We start from the raw sequence: 20,724 nt of genomic DNA, 5'->3' as shown, positions 1-20,724 counted from the left end.
CTTCCCCGCCCAAATCTTTGTTTTAAAATTCGAAAGTCGCATTTTGATCCAGCGCGGCATCAAGATCGACCTCAGCCTGTCCCGGCACGCGGATGCGCTTGAACTTCATCTCGGGCGCATCGACCGGGATCGTCGCATCGAAGCCGAGCTTGGCACCCACGCCATCGCGGGTGGAGGGGTCGAGCTTGGAGCCCTGGCTTTCCGTCACCAGCAGCAGGTCGCGATCGGCCTGGAAGCGCGTGGCGACGGCCCATTCGACCTCGCGGGCATCGTGGATGTTTACGTCCAGATCGACGACGACCGCGTGCTTGATGTCGTAGTGCGCGGCGAAGGCGGCCATCAGCACGTTCTTGCCCTCGCCGTCCTGCGTCTTGTCGAGCTGGATGTAGAGGTGATAGCGCCCGACGCCGCCCAGCCCGAGCGCCACGTCGACCACGCCCGGAAAGCTGCGGCGCATGGTGGCGAGGATCGAGGCCTCGCGCGGGATCGCGCCCAGCAGCAGGTGCTCCAGCCCGCCGCCGACGATCGTGTGGAACAGCGGATCGCGGCGATGGGTGATCGCGTCGACTTCGATGACATGGCGATTGTCCCGCTCGCCATAATACTGCGGGAATTCGCCGAAGGGGCCTTCGGGTTCCATCGCATCGGGCAGAATGCGCCCTTCGACGACGATCTCGGCCTCTGCGGGCACGCGCACGTCGTTGGTCTTGCACTTTACCACCGGCAGCGCGGCGCCGCGCAGGGTTCCGGCGATCTCCAGTTCGTCATGCCCCAGCGGTACGATGGCCTGGCTGGCCATCATCAGCGAGGGTTCGCAACCGATGACGATGGCGATTTCCAGCGCCTTGCCCATCGCCTTGGCCTTACGGAAGAAGTTGTCGGTGTGGCGCGGCAGCAGCAGCACGCCGATGCGGTTGCGGCTGCTGATCTGGCAGCGGTGGATGGTGACGTTCTGCACGCCGGTTTCGGGATCGCGGCTGATCAGCAGCCCGGCTGTAATGTAAGGGCCGGAATCATGTTCGTTATGCGTGGGTACCGGCAACTGGGCAAGGATATCGACATCGGTGTGGACGACCTCCTGCACCGGCGCGTCCGCCACCTCGATGCTGGCAACCGGTTCGTCGCAGGCCCGCTTGTAAAGCGCGATCAGCTCGGACGGGGAGACGTCGAGCGCTTCGGCCATCCAGTTGCGATCAGACAGCAGGCCGCAGATCACCGTGCCGTCCATCGCGCCCACCTTGGGAAAGACGCTGGCCTTGCTGCCGTCCAGCCGATTGGCGATGGCGGCGACTTCGTGGACGAGATCGCGATCAGGATTGGCGATGGCGAGGCGTCCGGTGGCCTGGAGGCGCTCCATCCAGTCGCGCAGCGAGAGCGCGGTGCGTGTGCGGTCGGCTTTCATCGTATCCTTTCCCCACGGCCATCGGATGCGTGGCCGTCTTTGCTGTTTGCGCCGCCAGTCTAAGGCCGTATGCTATAAACCAAAGTAAGGATTGGTGATCCACAGGATCATCGGTGATGATAAAAAGGTGAGAGCGATTGGACCTGCGGCAGATCAGCTATTTCGTGGCGCTCTACGAAGAGGGCAGCGTGACCCGTGCGGCGGCACGGCTTTACGTGGTGCAGCCGGCGGTCTCGATGCAGCTCGCCAAGCTGGAGAAGGAGTTCGGGCTGCAACTGTTCGAACGCCGCTCCAAGGCGATGGTGCCGACCAGCGCGGGGCGCACGCTCTATCGCCTGGTCGTGCCGGTGCTGCGCGATCTTTCCGTGGCGCGCGAGCATATGGCCAAGCTTTCGGGCGTGATCTCGGGCCGTATTACCGTGGGTATCCTTGCCAGCCTGACCGCCAGTTTCGTGCCCGCCATGCTGATCGACTTTGCGGCGACCTATCCCGAAGTGGAAGTGGATGTGGTGGATGGGTTCTCCTCCACTTTCATCGAGCAGGTGCAGCAGGGCGTGCTGGATTTTGCGATCATCAACAAGCCGCCGCGTCGCCTCGGTCTCGTGTCCGAAACGCTGATCGACGAACAGATGATGTTCGTCACGGCGGCAGGGCAGGCGGCGGACGGCAAGCCGATCGGAGCTGCCGACCTTGCGCAGGCCAAGCTGGTACTGCCCTCGCGCCGCCATGGCCTGCGGCTGGAGCTGGACCGCTATTTTCAGGCGCGCGATCTCGATCTGAGCATGCGGCTGGAGATGGATTCGATCGACGGTATTTGCGAGACGGTGGCGCGGTCCGACTGGGCGACGGTGCTGCCAAGCCTTGCCATCCGCCGGGAGGCGCTGGCGGGACGACTCAGTACCCGCCCCCTGTCACCGCCGCTCACGCGCAAGCTGGCGATCATCCATCACCCGCGCCACCCGCTCTCCCCCGCCGCCGATGCCTTTATCACGATGATGCGCGAGGCGGCGGTAAAGGCGCTTGGCGGTGACAGGCATGCCGTGGCGGTGCAGGACGACGAGAGTGGTGACGATCAGGAAGCGTGATGATGTCTCTCAATTCTGCTTATTCGACGTGATGATGTGTCCGGCTTAGACTGAGCGGCCACGATACCGAGGCGACCGGGCCTGAAGTCCGGCGCTTCTGCCTTGAGGAGAGGATAGAGATGACCGCAGACAGCCGCCCGCTGATCGTGGGGATGTCCGGTGCATCGGGCGCGATCTACGGGATACGCCTGCTCCAGATCCTGCGCGATCTTGGTATTGAGACGCATCTCGTCATGTCGCGCGGGGCAGAGATCACCGTCGCGCACGAAACCGACTGGAAGCTTGCCGCCGTGCGCGAACTGGCGACACAGGTCCACGCGCAGGCCGATATCGGCGCGTCGATTGCTTCGGGCTCGTTCCGCACGCGTGGCATGATCGTGGCGCCGTGCTCGATCAAGTCGATGTCGGAGATCGCCTGGGGCACCACGACCGGACTGCTGACCCGCGCCGCAGACGTGGTGCTGAAGGATCGCCGCCGTCTGGTGATGATGGTGCGCGAGACGCCGCTCCACACCGGGCACTTGCGCACGATGACGCAGGTTTCGGAAATGGGCGCGATCGTCGCTCCGCCGGTCCCCGCCTTCTACGCCAGGCCGCAGAGCATCGAGGACATGGTCGACCATACCCTTGGCCGCGTGCTCGACCTGTTCGATATCGACACCCAACTGGTGCGCCGCTGGAAGGCGTGAGAATTCGCGAAGCCAATTTGCAGCAATATGACTTCGCTCCGCTGAGCCTCAGCCCGGCTTGCGGAACATCTGGATCGCGTTGACGTAGCGCATCACGGTGCGGCTGTGCTGGTTGGTGACGGTGACGGCGATGCGCACCACGCCGCGATCCGGCTTGCTGCGTGAGGGGCGGGCCTCGACGATTTCGCGGCGGGCGACAAGCGTGTCGCCGGGGCGGACGGCTTCGCTCCAGGCGAGATCGTCAAGGCCGAGGCCGAGCAGTTCGAGATCGCCGAACGGGCTGGTCTCGACATAATCGCGCATCACCAGTGCGGCGACCTGCCAGCCGCTGGCAATCACGGTGCCGAAGCGGCCCTTCGCGGCGGCCTTGGGGTCAGTGTGCATGGGCTGGGGGTCGTAGAGTTTCGCGAAGGCGATGATCGCCGCCTCGTCCATCGCGATCGGGCGACCTTCCCATGCGAAGCCGACCTCGACGTCATCCAGCCAGCGCATCGGGGGGCGGGCGGTTTTGGTCGGCTCGGTCATCGCGTGGGGCATCCTTGTGGAAGGGTTAGCTTCCCTTGAATACAGGCTTGCGCTTTTCGTGGAAGGCCTTGACGCCCTCGGCGAAGTCATCCGAGGTGCGCAGGCGCGAATAGCAGTGCCCTTCCAGTTCGATCGCGGTTGAAAGGAACGCGTCGTCGCTGTCGTTGAGCAGCTTCTTGGCGGTGCGCTGGGCGATGGGCGAGAAGCCGATCAGTTCCTTGACGAGAGCGTCGGTTGCGGCTTCCAGTTCGGCGTCGGGCACGATCTCGCTGGCAAGGCCCCAGTCGTAGGCTTCCTGCCCGGTCACGCGGCGCGAGCGCATCACGATGTTCTTGGTGCGCGCGACGCCGACGATCTTCTGTAGGCGTGCCGAACCGCCCGAGCCGGGAATCTGGCCCAGCTTCTGTTCGGGCAGGGCATAGCGTGTCGTCTCGGTGACGATGCGGAAATCGCAGGCGAGCGACAGCTCGAAGCCGACGCCGAAGGCGAAGCCGCGGTTGGCGGCGATCACCGGCTTTTCGCAGCGCACCGGTGCGGCGATGTTCCAGGCGAGCTTCGAGACATGTTCGGGCGAGGCTTCGAGGAAGCCCATGATGTAGCCGCCCGAGGAGAAGTGCTGGCCGATCGCGCGCACCACGATCACGCGCACGCGGTCATCGGCGTCGAGCGCCTCGAACGCGGCTTTCAGCTGGTCGCGCTGGGCCATCGAGATGGTGTTGAACTCACCGTTGTCGAGGATGATATCGCCGCGCTGCTGCTCGGCGTCGATCTCGACGGTGAAGCCTTCGAGGTTGGCATAAGGGTCGGTCATGCGGCGGTATCCTTGATGTCGGAAGTGGGAAGATCGGAAGGGGTGAGTTCTTCGTATTCGCCGGAAACCAGCTTGCGGCGCAGCAGCTTGCCGACCGGCGACTTGGGAATTTCGCGCACGAACACGAAAGCACGCGGGCGCTTGAAGTTGGCAAGCGTGGACGCGGCGCAGAACGCGTCCAGCTCCTCGGCGGTGACAGGTTTCGACGGCGCGACGAAAGCGGTGACGACCTTGCCCCAGCGCTCGTGCGGCAGGCCGACGACAGCGACTTCGCCCACTGCCGGGTGCAGCGAGAGCTGGCTTTCGACTTCGACAGGAGAAACGTTCTCGCCGCCCGAGATAATCATGTCGTCGAGGCGACCGGTGATGAACAGGTCGCCGTCCTCGTCGAAATAGCCGGTGTCGGACGAGAAGAACCAGCCGTTCTTCAGCGATTTCTCGTTGGCTTCGGGGCGACGCCAGTAACCTTCGAAGGCCTCGTCGCCGTCCAGCAGCGCGATGATCTGGCCTTCGGTGCCGTGGGGGACCACGGCTTCGGGATCGTCATGATCGAAGGCGACCACGCGGATCAGCTGGTTGATGCCCGACTTGCCCGCGCTGCCGGGTTTGGCCTGCGCGTTCTGGTCGATCGTGCAGGTATAGATTTCCGACGAGCCGTAGTGGTTGACGAACAGTTCGGGGCCGAACGCGGCATCGACCTGCTTGAGCAGCCCATCGGTCATCGGTGCGCCGGCAAAGCCGATCTTGCGCACCGAGGCGACCCGCTCGGGCGCGAAATCGGGATGGCGCACGATGTCATGGTACAGCGTGGGCACGAGATAGAGGTTCTGGATGCCCTCCTTCTCGATCAGTGTCACCGCCTCGGCGGGATCGAACTTGGGCATACATACGAAGGTGCCGTTGATGATCGCGGTGGCCAGCAGCGAGCGTACCCCCATCGTGTGATAGAGCGGCATGACACCCAGCGTCTTTTCGCCATAGCCGTAAAGGTTCTGCGCGACATGGGCGATGGCGGCGGCGCGCTCGGCCCGCTGGCGGCGCGGTACGCCCTTGGGACGCGAAGTGGTGCCCGAGGTGTAAAGCATCAGCGACCAGTCGTCAGCCCTGGCGCGCGGCCTTGCAGGCGGCGCGGCGGTATCGGCGATCAGATCGTCGAAAGCGAGTTCGCCCACGCGGGGCGTGTCGAGCGTGATGTGGATTACCGAACCGTCCAGCCCTGCAGAGGCGACGGTCTTTTCCGGCAGGTCCTCGTAGACGATGGCGCGGGCTTCGGCATCGTGCACGGCATAGCTGACCTCGTCGGCCTTGGAGCGCCAGTTGATCGGGGTGAGGATCACGCCCGAGAACTGGCACGCCCAATGCAGGGTCGCGGCCTGCCAGCGGTTCTTGAGCACGCTGACGAGGTGATCGCCGGGCTTGAGGCCGATCTTCTCCAGCGAGGCGACCAGCGCGGAAATCCTGGCGTACCATTGTGCGTATGTCAGCCGCACGTCGCCGTCGATGATCGCGATCCGGTCGGGATCGCGCTCCAGCGCGGCGATGAACGTCGTTCCCAGGTCAAGCATGGGTGATGGTCTCCTTGTCGCCCGCATCGGGGGCATTGTTCTCTCCCGAGGCGTCTCTCTCGGCCAGCAGGCGATCACGCGCAGCAAGGGCCGCCGTCAGGATCGGTGCGTAGCCGGTGCAGCGGCACAGGTGGCCCGAGAGCACCTCGCGAATATCGTCCTCGCTCGCATCGGGGCGAGTGCGCAGCAGCGCATCGAGGCTCATCAGGAACCCCGGCGTGCAGAAGCCACACTGCAGTCCGTGATGTTCACGGAACGCCTCCTGCAGCACCGAGAGGGTGCGCCCGCCGTCTTCGGACAGGCCTTCGACCGTGCGCACGTCGGCGCCATGGGTCTGCACGGCCAGCGCGAGGCACGAGCGGGCGAGGCGGCCGTCGATCTGCACGGTGCAGGCGCCGCAGACGCCGTGTTCGCAGCCGACATGCGTGCCGGTGGCGCCGATCTCGTGGCGCAGGAAGTCGCTCAACAGCAGGCGCGGTTCGGCCAGGCCGGACACTTCGCGACCGTTGAGCGTGAAGGTGACGGGGTGGCGCGTATCGGCGTTCAAGCGCGGCATCTTGCGGCCTCCTCGATGGTGCGGGCACCCATCTGGCGAACGAGGTCGCGGCGATAGCGGGCGCTGGCGTGAAGATCGTCGCGCGCATCCAGTTCCCAGGCGAACTGGTTGAGCGCGTCGGCAAAGTCGGGTGCATCGGGCAGCGGCAGTTCGCGCCGGGCGGGCATGTCCGCCACGCCGCCGATGCCGAGCACGGTTCGGGTCTCGTCCACCACCGCCGCGCAGGCGACGATCGCGAAGTCGCCGTGGCGACGCCCGATCTCGTTGAAGGCATAGCCGGTGCCGGGTCTGGCGAGCGGGATGGAGACCGCCTCGATCATCTCGTCGTCGGCCTTGGCGGTGGCCATCATGCCGGTCATGAAATCGGCGGCGGCCAGCGTGCGGCGCTTCCTGGCGGTGCGCAGGTGGACTTCGCCGCCCAGCGTCAGCAGGGTCAGCGGCAGTTCGGCGGAAGGGTCGGCATGCGCGATCGAGCCGCAGACGGTGCCGCGCGCTCGGGTCTGCGCATGACCCACCCACGAAAGCCCGGCGGCGAGCAGGGGCTGGCGTCGGGCAAGGTTTTCGATGCCGAGCACTTGTGCCTGTCGCACGCCCGCGCCGATGCGCAGGCTGCCGCGCTCTTCGCGTACTTCGGCCAGTTCGGGGACGTGCATCACGTCGAGTAGGACCTTGGGCCGTGCGAGGCGCATGTTGAGCATCGGCAGCAGCGACTGACCACCCGCGATCACGCGGGCATCGCCGCCCTCGCGGCGCAGCAGGTCGAGCGCTTCATCGATGTGGTCGGCGCGCAGATAGTCGAAGGGGGCAGGCTTCATTTGCCGACTCCCGCCATCGCGAAGATCCGCTTGAGCCATAGCGGCACGCGCAGTTTCGCACCGCTGGAGCCACCGGCCTTGCGCGCCAGAGCCTCGAAGAACTGGCCGATGACGACGCGTGCGGCGCCGTCCAGCAGGCGTCCGCCGATGGCTGCCACCTTGCCGCCGACAGCGGCTTCGTAGTTGTAGGCGATGGTGGTGCGGCCATTCTCTTCAGTGAGCGTGATGCGTCCCGTGCCTTGCCCGGAGCCAAGCGCACCCTCGGTGCCCCCCGCCAGCGTGACGGCATTGGGTTCGTCGAGGTCGGAAAGCGCGATGCGGGCGGTGTAGCGTCCCTTGACCGGGCCGATGCCGAGGGTGACGTCGGCGGTGAATTCGGTGTCGGACACCTTTTCCACGCCATGCGCGCCGGGGATGATCGTCATCAGCTGGTCGGGATCGAGCAGCATGTTCCAGATCTGCTGGCGCGGGGCTTCGACGGTGGCCTGACCGGCGCCGGTCAGCGCGCGCTCGCCGGGGCCGGTCTTTGTCGGCTTGGGCTTTTGCATGACCGGCTTGGAAGGCTGCGGTTCTTCGCCATGGATGAACTCGGCGAGCTTGGCGGGGGTGATCGGCAGGGTGATCTCTGCGATGCCCAAAGCGTCGGCCACGGCGTTGGCGATGCACACCGGGGTCGACATGCAGTTGCCTTCGCCCACGCCCTTGGCGCCCAGCGGGGTGAAAGGGGAGGGCGTCTCGTGGTGCAGGATGGTGAGCGGCGGCGTCTCGGTGATCGTCGGGATCAGGTAGTCGGCCAGCGTGCCGGTCAGCAGACTGCCGTCGGGCGCATAGGCGCTTTCCTCGTACATCGCGGCACCAAGAGCATGGGCGAAGCCGCCCGTGACCTGCCCTTCGACCATGCCGGGGTGCAGGATGCGCCCGCAGTCGTGCATGGTGACGTAGCGATCGAAGCGGATCTCGCAGGTCTCGCGGTCGATCTCGATTGCGCAGATGTCGAAGATGAAGCCGTGGCACAGCGAGGAGTTGACGCGGTCCTGCTCGTCCGGCGCGGTCAGTTGCGGGGGGGACCAGAACGCGGTTTCGCGAATGGTATGGTCGATCCCCTGGGGCAGTTCGCCGGGGGACCAGTGGCTGGATGACGCGACGCGCGCGAAGGGCAGCGACTTTTCCGGATTGCCGCCATGTACGCGTCCGTTGGCGAAAACGATGTCTTCGACCTCGACCTTCAGCTGCGCGGCGGCAACCGTTGCCAGCTTGGCGCGGATACGGTCGCAGGCGATACGCGCGGCTCCCGCAACGGCGGCGGCGAAACGGCTGGAATAGTTGCCCGAGGCGATCGACCAGGCATCCTTGCCGGTATCGAGGTCGGTGACGACGCTGATATCTTTGGGCGCCAGCCCCAGACCGTCGGCGACGACCTGTGCCAGCACGGTGCGGTGTCCTTGACCCTGCGGCACCGACGAGACGTGGACGCTGACCGATCCCACCGCGTCGATGGAGATGGTTGCGGTCGCCTGCGCGCCGTTCTTGGGGCCTGCCTTGGCGCGCTGCTCGGGTGTCAGGACGGCGGTGATATAGCCCATGTTGGAGACGCTGGGCTCGATCGCGGCGGCAAAGCCGATGCCATAGAGCCGCCCTTCGGCACGCGCCTGCTTCTGGCGTTCGCGCAGGTCCGCAAGGCCGCCTTCATCCAGCGCGCGGGCGGTGGCGGTCTGGTAGTCGCCGCTGTCGTAGAGCGCGCCGGTGGCGGTGCGATAGGGGAAGGCATCGGCGGGAATGTAGTTGCGGCGGATCACCTCCACCGGATCGAGGTTCAGTTCCACCGCGATGCGCTGCACCAGCCGCTCCAGGGCGTAGTACATCTGTGGGCCGCCGAAGCCCCGATTGAGCCCGGTCGGCATCTTGTTGGTCATGACCAGCCGGTTGCGGATCTTGACGTTCTGGATCGCGTAGGCGCCGGTCATGTTGCCATGCATGCGATAGAGCGTGGCGGGCTCCGGCGCGCGCAGATGGGCGCCGGTGTCTTCCAGCTGGTCCCATTCGAGCGCGGTGATCCGGCCGTCATCCTCCACTGCTGCGCTCAGCGTGGTGACGCGGTTGGTGGCGACGCATGAGGCCATCAGGTGTTCGAGCCGGTCCTCGATCCATTTGACCGGACGGCCCGCAACGCGTGCGGCGACCGAGATCAGCACGACATAGGGAAAGATCGCCTGCTTGATCCCGAAGCTGCCGCCGCTGTCGCCCGGCGTGCGCAGGCGCAGGCGGTTACCCGGCACGTTGAGTGCGCGCGCCATCACCGCGTGGATCGAGAAGGGGCCTTGGAAATTGGCGGTGACGTCATAGCTGTCGGTCCCGGCATCGTATTCGGCGACGACACCATAAGTCTCGATCGGCGTGCAGGCACTGCGGGGATAGCGCACGGTCGTCGCGATACGGTGCGGTGCAGCGGTGAAGGCAGCTTCGGGATCGCCGTAGGTGAACTCGCGCGTGTTGGCGAGATTGCTGCCGAGGCCATCGTGCAGCACCGGCGCATCCGGTGCGAGCGCGGCCTCCGGATCGATCACCGAGGGCAGAGTCTCGTAATCGACCTTGATGAGATCGAGCGCGTCTTCGGCGACATAGCGGTCGCGGGCGACGACGACGGCCACCGGCTCGCCGAAATAGCGCACCTTGTCGACGGCCAGCGGCCAGCACTCGATGGGGATTTTCAGGCCGACGACCAAGCTGTTGGTCAGAGCCTGAATGTGCTCGGCCGTGACGACGGCGTAGACGCCGGGGAGCGCTTGCGCCGCTGTCGTGTCGATGCCGCGAATGCGGGCGTGACCACTGGCAGAGCGCAGGATCGCGGCGTGGGCCGTGCCCGGCCGCACACCCAGGTCATCGACATAGCGCCCGCGTCCGGTGAGCAGGGCGGCATCCTCCACACGGGGAAGATCCTGCCCGACCCAGGCCTTTGCATCCGGGGCGGGAGAATCCGGGGAACGGCCTTCGGTCGTGGGTACGGTACGGGAAGCGGGTGCCGACACTGTCATCCTCTGCCGCCCGTCGCATCGGCCATGCAGGCCGATGGCGGGCTCTCATCGTTGGTGATGACAATGCGATTGGATTATCATCACTGCAAATAATTACGGGTGATGATCTGGATCATTACTCGTGATCGTTATGCGGTGATCAGAACCGGAATTGCAGCCAGGTTCCCGCAAACATGCTGTCCCCGTAGCCTGCCTGCGTCAGTCCGCCTTTCGCATCGACGTACTCGAGGCGTGTAGTCCAGGTGAGGTGTGGATTGATCGCATAGGAAATGTTGGCGCGCAGCAGGTTGGCGGTATGCGCATCGGTCGAGTTCTGGGTGCGCGCATAGGGCAGGCCGGAGGATTGATAGATCGCGTCGTGCACGTCGTCGCGCCAGAGCATCTCGTACTCCATCTGCACTTTGAGCTTCTTGGAGGGTTGCAGGTTCACCATCGGGGCCAGAGCCTTGAAGTTCGACATGCCGAACGAGACGGACCAGCTCCAGAGCGGCACCGAGCCGACCAGGAAGTTCGCGGTTCCCAGCGTGCCGTCACCGAACGCGCCGCCACCCGATGCCAGGTCCGCATGGAAGCCGATCTGCGGTTTCCAGCCTTTGCTGCTCAACTGGACGAGCTGCTTGGTGAAGACCATCGTCGCGTCGATGTCGCGCCCGTCGAAGCGGCCGCTTTGCTTCAGGGCCGTCCAGTCGAAGCTGATCGGGCCACCGTTGCCCCACAGCCGCGTGCCATATGTCTCGCGCCGCTCATGACCGATCACACCGCCGTAACTCGCTGCGCGATCAGTATATTGCCACAGGAAAGGGTCGAAGAAGATCTGCGGATCGCCCTTGCCGCCCGGCGGCGTGAGCATGACGCTGGCGGTCACGCCGCGCAGGTGGCGGGAATGGTCGGTGGGATCGTCGAAGGCACCGGTGCCGACCGTCACGTAATCGAAATCGAACAGACTGGCGCGCACCCGTTTGCCGGTGATCCAGCCGCGCACGCCGTCGAAAGTGACGTGAATATCGGCATTCTCCTGATTGGAGATGATCACCGGTGGGCCGTCGAGGAAGTCCTGCCGCCCGACGCGAACGCCAACGTCGGCACTGCCGATCTGCGTATGGGCATCGACGAAGAGTTGCTGGACGAACAGGTCGTTCTTCACATAGCCGCTGGTCTTCGACTTCTGCACGTTGTTGCCGCCGACAAGGCTGCTGGCCAGTTCGCCATAGGCGCGGAAATGGTCGCCGACATGCAGGTCAGCGCCTGCGAAGATGCGCATCAGCAACTGGTCCTGCCGGGGCGAGCCGGGGACAAGGCCGGGGTTCGACATCACGTTGATGCGCGGCCGCATCTCGTTGCTGAAGGTGATGTAGGTGTTGCCTTCGGGGTCCAGCGGCACGAACTTGAGCGGATCGAACGGATCCTTGCGTTTCGACTTGTCGCGCAGATATGACCAGTCCTCGGTCCAGCGCGCGAGGTGATAGACCGGGCCGACCGCATCGCCGAGCCCTTGCGCTGCGAAGGGGAGATCGGTCTTGGCGCTGGGCTTGGGGGTCGGTTCTTGCGCAGAGGGAGGCGTCTTTGCGGAAGCCTGCACTGTTGCCGGGGCGATGGCAGTGACGGCATCGGAATTGACCAGAATGGCGTCCGGGCTGGCTGCGCTTAACGCCAGAGGAGCGGTTGTGGCAGCAAGGCCAAGGGCGGTAAGAATCATGGTTTATCACGTCTTTCGGACATGCGCCGCCCCCCGCGCGCGCTTCGCAGCGGCGCCCGGTCAGACGGTGGGTAGACAATGAGGTCAGGTGATGTGTGCGAGCGGCGCGTCAGATCGGCGGGGATAGCCCCGCGAAAGCTCGTCTTGGCATGGTGTCCGACGGCGGCAGTCCCTGCGAAGGGGCTGTCGAATGTGTCGGGTCTGCTGCGGCGCTAAGCGCGGCCATAGACCTCTCCCGTTGTATCGGTCTTTGTGACCGGTTATGTTGCCAAGTCTGTCGCCGCCTTGCGCAAACTTCCAATAATGATGGATTATCCCGCCGATCAGCCGAATTGATCGCTTTTCGGCGCTTTCCCGAGGCTTTGGGGCGTTGGTCCGGGCCTTGCGCAAGGCAGGGTGTTGCAATCGTCGAAACAACCCCGCAATAGTTGCGACCGGTTCCATTCAGGGTCGTGAGGGCGGCCCGCCACCTGCCAAGGATCGCATCCTCATGAAATCAGTCGCAATGGGCGGGGCACTCGTCTCGCTCGCGTTCGTCCTGTCGGCCGCAGCCCCCGCGCCGAAGAACGCCGAAGGCGTGACGCCCGACATGATCCAGACCGGATCGGACATCACCGGGACGTGGAAGCAGCCGCAGGACAACTTCGATTACGTCCGCCGCGAGATCATGATCCCGATGCGGGACGGCGTGAAGCTGCATACCGTGGTGATGATCCCCAAGGGCGCGCACGACCTGCCCATCCTGCTGGAGCGTACCCCCTATAATGCCAGCGGTTTTTCGAACACGGACAGCCCGCACATGGCCGACGCGGTGTGGTCGGGCAACAAGGACTGGGCGGACGGCAGCTATATCCTTGTCTGGCAGGACATTCGCGGCAAGTACGGTTCGGAAGGCAAGTACGTGATGACGCGCCCCACCATAGGTGTGCTCAATCCCAGCAAGACCGACGATACCACCGATGCCTATGATACTATCGACTGGCTGGTGAAGAACCTCAAGGAAACCAACGGCAACGTCGGCATGATCGGCTCGTCGTACGATGGCTGGACGGTGGCCATGGCGCTGCTGCACCCGCACCCTGCGCTGAAGGCCGCTGCGCCCGAAAGCCCGATGATCGATGGCTGGATGGGCGATGACTGGTATCACTATGGCGCCTTCCGTCAGGTGAACCTCGATTACTTCACTGGCCAGATGACCAAGGCGGGTGAAGGGCAGGGCATCCCGCGCGCGAACTATGATGATTACCAGAACTTCCTCGAAGGCGGTTCGGCCGGTGACTATGCCGAAAAGAACGGGTTCAAGCAGTTGCCCTGGTGGAACCGCTTTGCTGCGCACCCGGCCTACGATGCTTTCTGGCAGCTTCAGGCGCTGGACAAGCAGGTCGCCGCGCACCCTTCGACTGTCCCGACGATGTGGCTTCAGGGCTTGTGGGATCAGGAAGATATCTACGGCGCCGTCCATGCTTTTGAAGCGCTGAAGGAAGCCGGTTACGGAGCCAATAACCACCTTGTCATGGGGCCGTGGTATCACAGCCAGATCAACCGCGATGGCAATGAACTGGGGCCGCTCAAGTGGCCGGGCAACACCACGCAGGACTTCCGCCGCAATGTGATGATCCCGTGGTTCAACCACTACCTGCGCGGCACGCCGGAGCCCAAGCCGCTGCCGCAGGCGATGATCTATGACCCGGTGAACAAGCACTGGGACAGCTTTGCCGACTGGAAGCCCGCCAACCAGCAGGCGCTTACTCCGCTGTATCTGCAGGCAAATAACGGCCTTGGTTTCACTGCGCCGACCGGTGGTGGGGACAGCTATGTCTCCGATCCGGCCAAGCCGGTGCCGTTCCTGCCGCTGCCGATCCCGGCTAAGAACGATCGCTGGCGCACCTGGCTTGTCACCGACCAGCGCTTCGCCACCGCGCGGCCGGACGTGGTGTCCTACACGACGCCGGTGCTCGACAAGTCGGTGACGCTGGAAGGCGCGCCGATCGCGGACATCTTCGCGCGCACCACCGGGACGGACGGCGATTTCGTGGTCAAGGTGATCGACGTCTATCCGGGCACTGATGCCAGCAACCCGGAAATGGGCGGATATCAACTACCTGTCTCGCTCGACATCTTCCGCGGGCGGTATCGCAAGAGCTTTGCGAACCCGTCGGCGATCCCGGCAAATGAAGTGCAGGAGTACAAGTTCCGGTTGCCGACGGTGAACTACGAGTTCAAGCCGGGGCACAAGATCATGGTGCAGATCCAGTCGAGCCTGTTCCCGGTTTATGACCGCAATCCACAGACTTACGTGCCCAACATCCTGTTCGCCAAGCCGGCCGATTACAAGGCGGCGACAGTGACGATCGAGCATGGGCCACAGGGGCAGAGCGCAGTGCTGCTGCCGGTGGTCCCGGCCTCTACCGCGACAAACTAAGTCGCTAAAAAGACGTATGAAAAGGGCCGGAAGAGCATACCGCTTTCCGGTCCTTTTGCGTGTCGGGTAGAAACCGGTCTAAACGCGTCCAGAGAGGGTCTGGACGGGTCTAGAGCCCCTCTAGCGGGTTCCAGCGCTGCCCTCGGCACCGGCTGCGGGCAGCACGCGCGCGCGACATTCGCCCAGGCCGATCGGCACCGCACCGGGTGCCGTCGCACGCGCGCTCAGCACCACCTCGTCACCGTCTTCGAGAAACGCGCGCGTCTCGCCGGAGGGCAGGGCGAGCGGCTCGGCCCCGCCGCGCGTCATCTCCAGCAGGCTCCCGCACCCGCCTTCATCGGGCCCCGAGATCGTGCCGGTGCCGAGCAGGTCGCCGGGCCGCAGGTCGCACCCGTTCGAGGTGTGATGCGCGACCATCTGTGCCATCGTCCAGTACATCGCACCGGCACTCGCGCGGCTGAGCCGCAGCGGCACATCGCCGTGGCGCCGCATCCGCTCGCTGGTGAGGTGGGCTTCCAGCGTGAGGGCAAGGGCGCCGCGCCGGGCGTCCTCTTCGTCGTGGAGATGCGGCGGCGGGGCTGGATCGCCTTCGGAGCGGGGCGCCTGCGCGATGAGGAACGGGGCGAGAGCCTCCAGCGTCACCACCCAGGGCGAAACCGAGGTGTGAAAGCTCTTGCCCAGAAACGGGCCGAGCGGCTGGTACTCGAAGGCCTGCACATCGCGCGCCGACCAGTCATTGAGCAGGCCCAGGCCGACGATATGTTCTCCCGCCCCGGCGATCGGGATCGGCTGGCCGGGCGCATTGCCGGGGCCGATCCACAAGGCCAGTTCCACCTCGTGGTCGAGCCTTGCCGTTGGTGCGTAAGTAGGCACTTCGGCGCCTGCGGGAAGCACCAGTCCGCGTGGGCGGCGCACCGGCTCGCCCGAGACGCGGACCGAGGAGGCCCGCCCGTGATAGCCGATGGGCAGATGCTTGTAGTTGGGCAGCAGGGGCGCGTGCGGGCGGAACAGACGACCGACCGCTTCGGCATGGTGGATGCCGACGTAGAAATCGGTGTAGTCGCCGATTCGCGCAGGCAGATGCATCGTGCAATCCGCAGCCGGGGTCAGCAGCGGTCCCACCATTTCGCGGTAGGACAGATCGCTGAGCAGGGCGCTGATGCTGTGGCGCAGGGCCTGTCGTTCGCGGGCGGGCAGGGCAAAGATCGCATTCAGCGTGCCCTGGCAGGCAGCATCCTGTGCCGCAGCGGGCAGGAGATCGGCCACGGCGCAGGCGGCCAGGTCAAGCACCGCCTCGCCGATGGCAACGCCGATGCGCGGTGGCCCTGCGGGCGGGGCGTAAACGCCCAGCGGCAGGTTCTGCACCGGGAACTGCGCATGGCCGTTCGCGCTCTCGACCCAACTCGTGCGCTTCGGGTCATGCGTGGCATCGCGCAGGGGCAGCGTCATGCCTTGCCGCCTTCGGCAGCAGGCGGCACCTGCGCTTTGGAAAAGTCCTGCCAGCAGCCGTCATAGTCGTGCTGCAAGGTCGGCCCGGTCATCGCCCGGCGGCTGGGGCGGAACACGAAGCGGCTTTCGAACATGAAGGCCATCGTATCCCTGTAGCGCACCGGTTCGAGCCCGGCCTTGCCCCCGCCCTGGATTACTGCGGCATGCGTGGCGGCATCCGGCCCGTGCGCGGACATGCGGTTGTGCAGACTGGCCCCGCCGGGCACGAAGCCGCCACCTTCTGCCTTGGCCGCCTTGGCATCGTAGGCGCCTTCGATCAGCCCCATGAACTCGCTCATCACGTTGCGGTGGAAATAGGGCGGACGGAAAGTGTCCTCGGCCACCGACCAGCGCGGCGGGAAGATTACGAAATCCACGCCCGCCACGCCCGGTGTGTCGCTGGGCGAGGTCAGCACGGTGAAGATCGAGGGGTCGGGATGGTCGAACGTCACCGTGTTCATCGCGTTGAAGCGGGTGAGGTCGTAGCGATAGGGTGCAAGGTTGCCGTGCCAGGCGACGACATCGAACGGACTGTGGCCGAGCGTTGTGGTCCAAAGTCGTCCCTGAAACGCCTGCACCAGTTCGCAAGGGGTGTCGTCGTCCTCGAAGGCGGCGGCAGGCGTTTCGAAATCGCGCGAATTGGCAAGGCCATTGGCGCCGATCGGCCCCAGTTCGGGCAGGTGCAGCGGCGCGCCGTGGTTCTCGCAGACATAGCCGCGCGCGGGACCATCGGGCAGTTCGACGCGGAAGCGCATGCCGCGCGGGATCACGGCGATCTGCAAGGGGGCGAGGGTCATCGTGCCCATCTCGGTCACGATGTGGAGCGCGCCGTGTTGCGGCACGATCAGCCATTCGCCATCGGCGCTGAAGAAGGCGCGGTTCTCCATCGAGCGGCCCGCCGCATAAAGATGGATGCTGCAGCCGGTGCCTTCGTGGGGATCGCCCGCGCGGGCCCAACTGACGAGGCCATCGACGAAATCGGTCTCGCCCGCAGGTGGCAGCGGCAGGGCTTCCCAGCGCAGCCGGTTGGGGCTGGCGGGGATGGTGTCGAACGCAGCATCGCCGAACTGGTCACGGCTGAGATCCGGCGCCCCGCACAGCAGCTTCCACGCCGCGTGCTGCGCGCTGGGGCGCAGGCGATAGAGCCATGAACGGCGATTGGCATGGCGCGGGGCCGTGAAAGCGGTGCCCGAAAGCTGTTCGGCATAAAGCCCGAACGGCGGCACTTGCGGGGAATTGCGTCCGATCGGCAGCGCACCGGGCACGGCCTCGCTGGCGTGGTGGTTGGCAAATCCGGTGAGCATGACGGCCGCCGGGCGCGTGCCGGCGCCTGCAGGGTCGCCCACGGGCTCGGCCTTTTCGGGCCGGGTTTCGCGGATCATGGTCCTCTCCTTGTTTTATAAGGGAGAAGATAGCGTGCTTGCAGGGAAGGTCGAGGGGCGTTTTGCGATCGTGCCCGACATGAAAAGGCGCCGGCACCTTACGGGTGCCGACGCCTTTGTCGGGTTTCGAAAGATCGTCCTTAGAAGCGGTAGTTGCCCTGAAGGCCGAAGTAGTTGCCGTTCTTGCCGCCGTTGTCCTGGAACGAGTTGCTGGCAGCGAAGTAGGTCTCGAACAGACGGAACGAGAGGCGGCGGGTGGCCTGCCACGAGGCTTCGAGGTTGAGATCGGTGCCGATCGCGCGGCTCGATGCATACGGTGCGAAGCTGGCGCCGGTGGGGCCGACGTAGATGCCGTCCGCCTTGGTGTTGCGCCACAGGAAGTCAGGTCCTGCCATCACGGTGATGGCAGGCGTCGGCTTCACCGTGACCGAGGGGTAGAGGTCCATGATGTTCGAGAAGTTGAAGAACGCGGCTTCGCTGAACAGCGGCAGGCGCGGCGAGGCGGCGACGAAGGTGTTCGACTTGCCATCGTTCGCGTGCTTGTCGCCCGAGAACAGGTTGGCGCGAAGGCCAAGGCGGGGCTTCAGCGCGCTGTCGTTGAAGGTGTAGCCGCCTTCGAACAGGATACCGTAGGCCTCGATGTCCTGCCCGGCGAACGTACCGCTCTGATAGGTGCCCTCAAGGTCGATATCGACAGTGGCGTTCCGCTTCCACAGGCGCGCGCCCCAGTTGTTGCGATCGTCGCGGCCGGTGCCGGTGCGCAGGGTCGCGGTGTCGCGGTCCATCTCGTACCAGTAGACGTCGGTGCCGAAGCCCGCCAGACGATTGGGCGCGCTCACGTAGACGCCGTGGAAGTCCTGCGTGTGGTTCGGGCCGTCGTCGAAAGTGCCGGGCTTGATGTTGACCGGCTTTACCGCGAAGGCCTGCACCGAGACCTTGCCCGGCAGGATCCAGGTGCCCTCGATACCCTGATAGGTAAAGCGCATGTCGAGCCCTTCGCGCACACCGGCAAGCTTGCCGTTGCCCAGCGGCATCTCGAAGCGGCCGGGGCGCAGGGTGATCTTGCCCGCATCGCCCAGCGGGATCGAGACGTCGACGAAGGCCTGATAGATGTCCACGCGGTCGCGGTTGGGCTTGGTGGCGAACTCCTCGCCGAACTCGCGGTTGTCGCCCAGTTCGATATAGGCGCGCACGTTCTGGCCGAGGTGGAGGTCTGCCAGCAGGCGCAGGCGCTGCTGGAGCAGGGTGTTGTCATCCCCTGCGGTGCGGCCCAGTGCCGAGTGCGACCACGCGGTGTAGTATTCGCGCACTTCGCCGCCCAGCGTCAGGTAGATGTCGTCATGATCGGGCACGATGGAGATGTGCTTGATCTTGTCCATGATCGGGGCGTCTGCGGCGGGAACCGCGGACCAGTTCTCGGTCCAGCGATGGGCCTGCGGCAGGCCTTCGGGGCCGGTCTGGCCGCCGGGCATGACCTGTGCAGGCTTCGTCTGCGACTTGGCGGGGCGCACGCCGGGAACCGACTGTCCGCCCAGCGGACCGCCCGAGAGCGAATAGTCCTTGCTGTCGGGCGGGGTCGACTGTGCGTGCGCCGTACCGGCGGCGAGAGTGGTCAGGGTGAGGGCACCGGTGGCGAGCAGCAGGGTGCGAGATGCGTGACGACGCATGGGGTGGTCTCTCCGAAAAACTTGGCCAAAAGGCTCAATTGTAAGCAATTGGATTTTTAGGTTATTGCCGGGGCAGGGCGGCCCTTGGCGGTCCTGCCCCGGAAGGTATGTCAGACGATCGGGCGCCTGTTCTTAGGCAATCGCCTCTTCGCGGTAGCGCAGCAGCGACAGCGCGATGCCGCCGACCAGCGTGCCGCAGGCGAGGATCACCGCCACCAGCGACAGCGAGACGCCATTGGCGAACAGCAGGCCGCCCAGGATCGGGCCGAGGGCCGCGCCCGCACGGCCCACGCCGATGACGACGCCGGTGCCGCCCGCGCGCAGCTGCGCCGGGAAGCTCTGCGCGATCACCGCGTACAGGCCTGCGGTCGCACCGTTGGTGAAGAAGCCGCCGATGCAGGCGATCAGCGAGAGGCCGCCCAGCGTCGTGAAGCCCTGGCCGAACGCGGCGACGGCAACGAAGCCCAGGAACATCGAGGCGATGACGACCGGGCGGATGCCCATCTTCTGCGAGAGGATCGAAGCCGTGATCGAGCCGATCGCGCCGCCGACGTTGGCCCACACCAGCACGCCGCCCGCCATCGGGGGCGCGAAGCCCAGATCGACGACGATCTTGGGAATCCACTTCATCAGGAAGTAGAAGCTCAGCATGTGCGCGAAGTAGGTGAGCGTCAGCAGCAGCGTCACGCTGCGCATGCCGGGGGCGAAGAAGTCCCCGAACGAGGCGCGCTTCTTGCTTTCATCGACCGGCGGCAGCTCGCCCAGCGGCGCGCGGCCTTGCGCAACCATCGTGCGGTTGATCTTCTCCAGCGCACCCTTGGGGCGCTTGGTGACGAGGAAGGCCATCGTCTCTGGCACCAGCCACAGCGTCAGCGGGATGAACAGCGCGGTGAGCGCCGAGCCGAACTCGAACACCGACTGCCAGTGCCCGGTCGCGCCCAGCACGAACGAGGCGAGCGAGCCGCCGACGATGGCGCCCATCGGGAAGCCGCCGGCCATGATAGCGACCGTCAGGTTGCGGCGCTTGGCGTTCGAGCATTCGGCGGCGACGGCGTTGGTCGCGGCCAGCATGCCGCCGATGCCAAGGCCGGTGAACAGGCGATAGGCCGAGAGAATCTCGACGTTCGTGGCGGTCGAGGCGGCCAGCATGCCCAGCGACATGATGACAAGGCAGCCCAGGATCGTCGGGCGACGGCCCACGCGGTCGGCCAGGTTGCCCAGGATGAAGGCGCCGATGCCCATGCCGAACAGTTCCATCGACAGCACGAGGCCCAGTGCGGCGCGGTCGATGCCCCAGTCCTTGGCGATGCCGGGCGAGGCGAAACTGATTGAAAGTACGTCGAAACCATCGAGTGCATTGAGTGCAGTTGCAATGGTTACGGCGAGAACCTGCTTATAGTGCATCGGTTCGCGCGCAACTATGGCGCGGGGATCTTCCATGCCCTTCTCCTGTAAATACTTTCTCGCGCCCTTCTCGGGATATTGGGAGCGCGGGCCTTGCGGCGACACATGTTGTTGTTTGTTCGATGGTGTCGCGGCCCCCCGCTTCACCACGTCTTGCAATCAAAAACGATTACAGTGGCAATAGC

The 20,724-nt window shown here is 65.3% G+C and carries 15 protein-coding genes; 3 read left to right on the top strand and 12 right to left on the bottom strand.

What is annotated here, in order from left to right:
- Positions 1–22: 22 nt before the first annotated feature.
- On the bottom strand, positions 23–1,402 hold the full coding sequence (locus AC3EC3_RS07510) for a UbiD family decarboxylase (RefSeq protein WP_488488965.1): 1,380 nt from the start codon (positions 1,400–1,402) through the stop codon (positions 23–25).
- 137 nt (positions 1,403–1,539) lie between these two features.
- On the opposite strand from AC3EC3_RS07510, the gene AC3EC3_RS07505 reads away from it, so the two are divergent.
- Together AC3EC3_RS07505 and AC3EC3_RS07500 are read left to right on the top strand one after the other, a co-directional pair.
- Entirely contained in the window at positions 1,540–2,487 is a 948-nt protein-coding gene (locus AC3EC3_RS07505; RefSeq protein WP_488488964.1) for a LysR family transcriptional regulator, read from the top strand.
- 119 nt (positions 2,488–2,606) lie between these two features.
- Positions 2,607–3,176 (top strand): UbiX family flavin prenyltransferase, encoded by a 570-nt coding sequence (locus tag AC3EC3_RS07500; protein WP_260924137.1) that lies wholly within the window; start codon positions 2,607–2,609, stop codon positions 3,174–3,176.
- 48 nt (positions 3,177–3,224) lie between these two features.
- Here AC3EC3_RS07500 and AC3EC3_RS07495 read toward each other — a convergent pair whose 3' ends face one another.
- The 7 genes from AC3EC3_RS07495 to AC3EC3_RS07465 form a co-directional block, all read right to left on the bottom strand.
- The gene (locus AC3EC3_RS07495; protein ID WP_488488963.1) at positions 3,225–3,701 is read right to left on the bottom strand and encodes a MaoC/PaaZ C-terminal domain-containing protein; all 477 of its coding nucleotides are present in this window, start codon (positions 3,699–3,701) and stop codon (positions 3,225–3,227) included.
- Between the two features lie 25 nt (positions 3,702–3,726).
- A complete protein-coding gene (locus tag AC3EC3_RS07490; RefSeq protein ID WP_488488962.1) occupies positions 3,727–4,512 on the bottom strand; it encodes an enoyl-CoA hydratase/isomerase family protein in 786 nt (261 codons plus the stop codon).
- Entirely contained in the window at positions 4,509–6,077 is a 1,569-nt protein-coding gene (locus AC3EC3_RS07485; RefSeq protein ID WP_488488961.1) for an AMP-binding protein, read from the bottom strand. Before AC3EC3_RS07485 ends, AC3EC3_RS07490 begins: the two co-directional genes overlap by 4 nt.
- Entirely contained in the window at positions 6,070–6,633 is a 564-nt protein-coding gene (locus tag AC3EC3_RS07480) for a (2Fe-2S)-binding protein (RefSeq protein ID WP_488488960.1), read from the bottom strand. The genes AC3EC3_RS07485 and AC3EC3_RS07480 overlap by 8 nt, the downstream gene beginning before the upstream one ends.
- Positions 6,621–7,448, bottom strand: a complete 828-nt coding sequence (locus AC3EC3_RS07475) for an FAD binding domain-containing protein (protein WP_488488959.1) — start codon at positions 7,446–7,448, stop codon at positions 6,621–6,623. The genes AC3EC3_RS07480 and AC3EC3_RS07475 overlap by 13 nt, the downstream gene beginning before the upstream one ends.
- Positions 7,445–10,480: a xanthine dehydrogenase family protein molybdopterin-binding subunit gene (locus tag AC3EC3_RS07470; protein WP_488488958.1), complete on the bottom strand. Its 3,036-nt coding sequence runs from the start codon at positions 10,478–10,480 to the stop codon at positions 7,445–7,447. The genes AC3EC3_RS07475 and AC3EC3_RS07470 overlap by 4 nt, the downstream gene beginning before the upstream one ends.
- 139 nt (positions 10,481–10,619) lie before the next feature.
- Positions 10,620–12,176 carry an alginate export family protein gene (locus AC3EC3_RS07465; protein WP_488488957.1) on the bottom strand — a complete coding sequence of 519 codons (1,557 nt, stop codon included), beginning with the start codon at positions 12,174–12,176 and terminating at the stop codon, positions 10,620–10,622.
- 490 nt (positions 12,177–12,666) lie between these two features.
- Here AC3EC3_RS07465 and AC3EC3_RS07460 point away from each other — a divergent pair, with 490 nt between their 5' ends.
- Complete coding sequence (locus tag AC3EC3_RS07460) at positions 12,667–14,598, top strand: CocE/NonD family hydrolase (RefSeq protein WP_488488956.1); 1,932 nt, start codon at positions 12,667–12,669, stop codon at positions 14,596–14,598.
- Positions 14,599–14,718: 120 nt separating this feature from the next.
- Here the strand turns inward: AC3EC3_RS07460 and fahA are convergent, their stop codons facing one another.
- The 4 genes from fahA to AC3EC3_RS07440 all read right to left on the bottom strand — a co-directional run bounded on the left by fahA (position 14,719) and on the right by AC3EC3_RS07440 (position 20,575).
- The gene (gene fahA, locus AC3EC3_RS07455; protein ID WP_488488955.1) at positions 14,719–16,047 is read right to left on the bottom strand and encodes a fumarylacetoacetase; all 1,329 of its coding nucleotides are present in this window, start codon (positions 16,045–16,047) and stop codon (positions 14,719–14,721) included.
- On the bottom strand, positions 16,044–17,390 hold the full coding sequence (gene hmgA, locus AC3EC3_RS07450; protein WP_488489229.1) for a homogentisate 1,2-dioxygenase: 1,347 nt from the start codon (positions 17,388–17,390) through the stop codon (positions 16,044–16,046). Before hmgA ends, fahA begins: the two co-directional genes overlap by 4 nt.
- 218 nt (positions 17,391–17,608) lie before the next feature.
- Positions 17,609–19,135, bottom strand: a complete 1,527-nt coding sequence (locus tag AC3EC3_RS07445; RefSeq protein ID WP_488488954.1) for an alginate export family protein — start codon at positions 19,133–19,135, stop codon at positions 17,609–17,611.
- A gap of 132 nt (positions 19,136–19,267) precedes the next feature.
- Positions 19,268–20,575: an MFS transporter gene (locus tag AC3EC3_RS07440; RefSeq protein WP_488488953.1), complete on the bottom strand. Its 1,308-nt coding sequence runs from the start codon at positions 20,573–20,575 to the stop codon at positions 19,268–19,270.
- Between the last annotated feature and the right edge of the window lie 149 nt (positions 20,576–20,724).

The organism is Novosphingobium sp. BAM6 (assembly GCF_057784955.1).
Note: the sequence above shows the minus strand (reverse complement) of the source record. Positions and strands in the feature narration are given on the sequence as shown.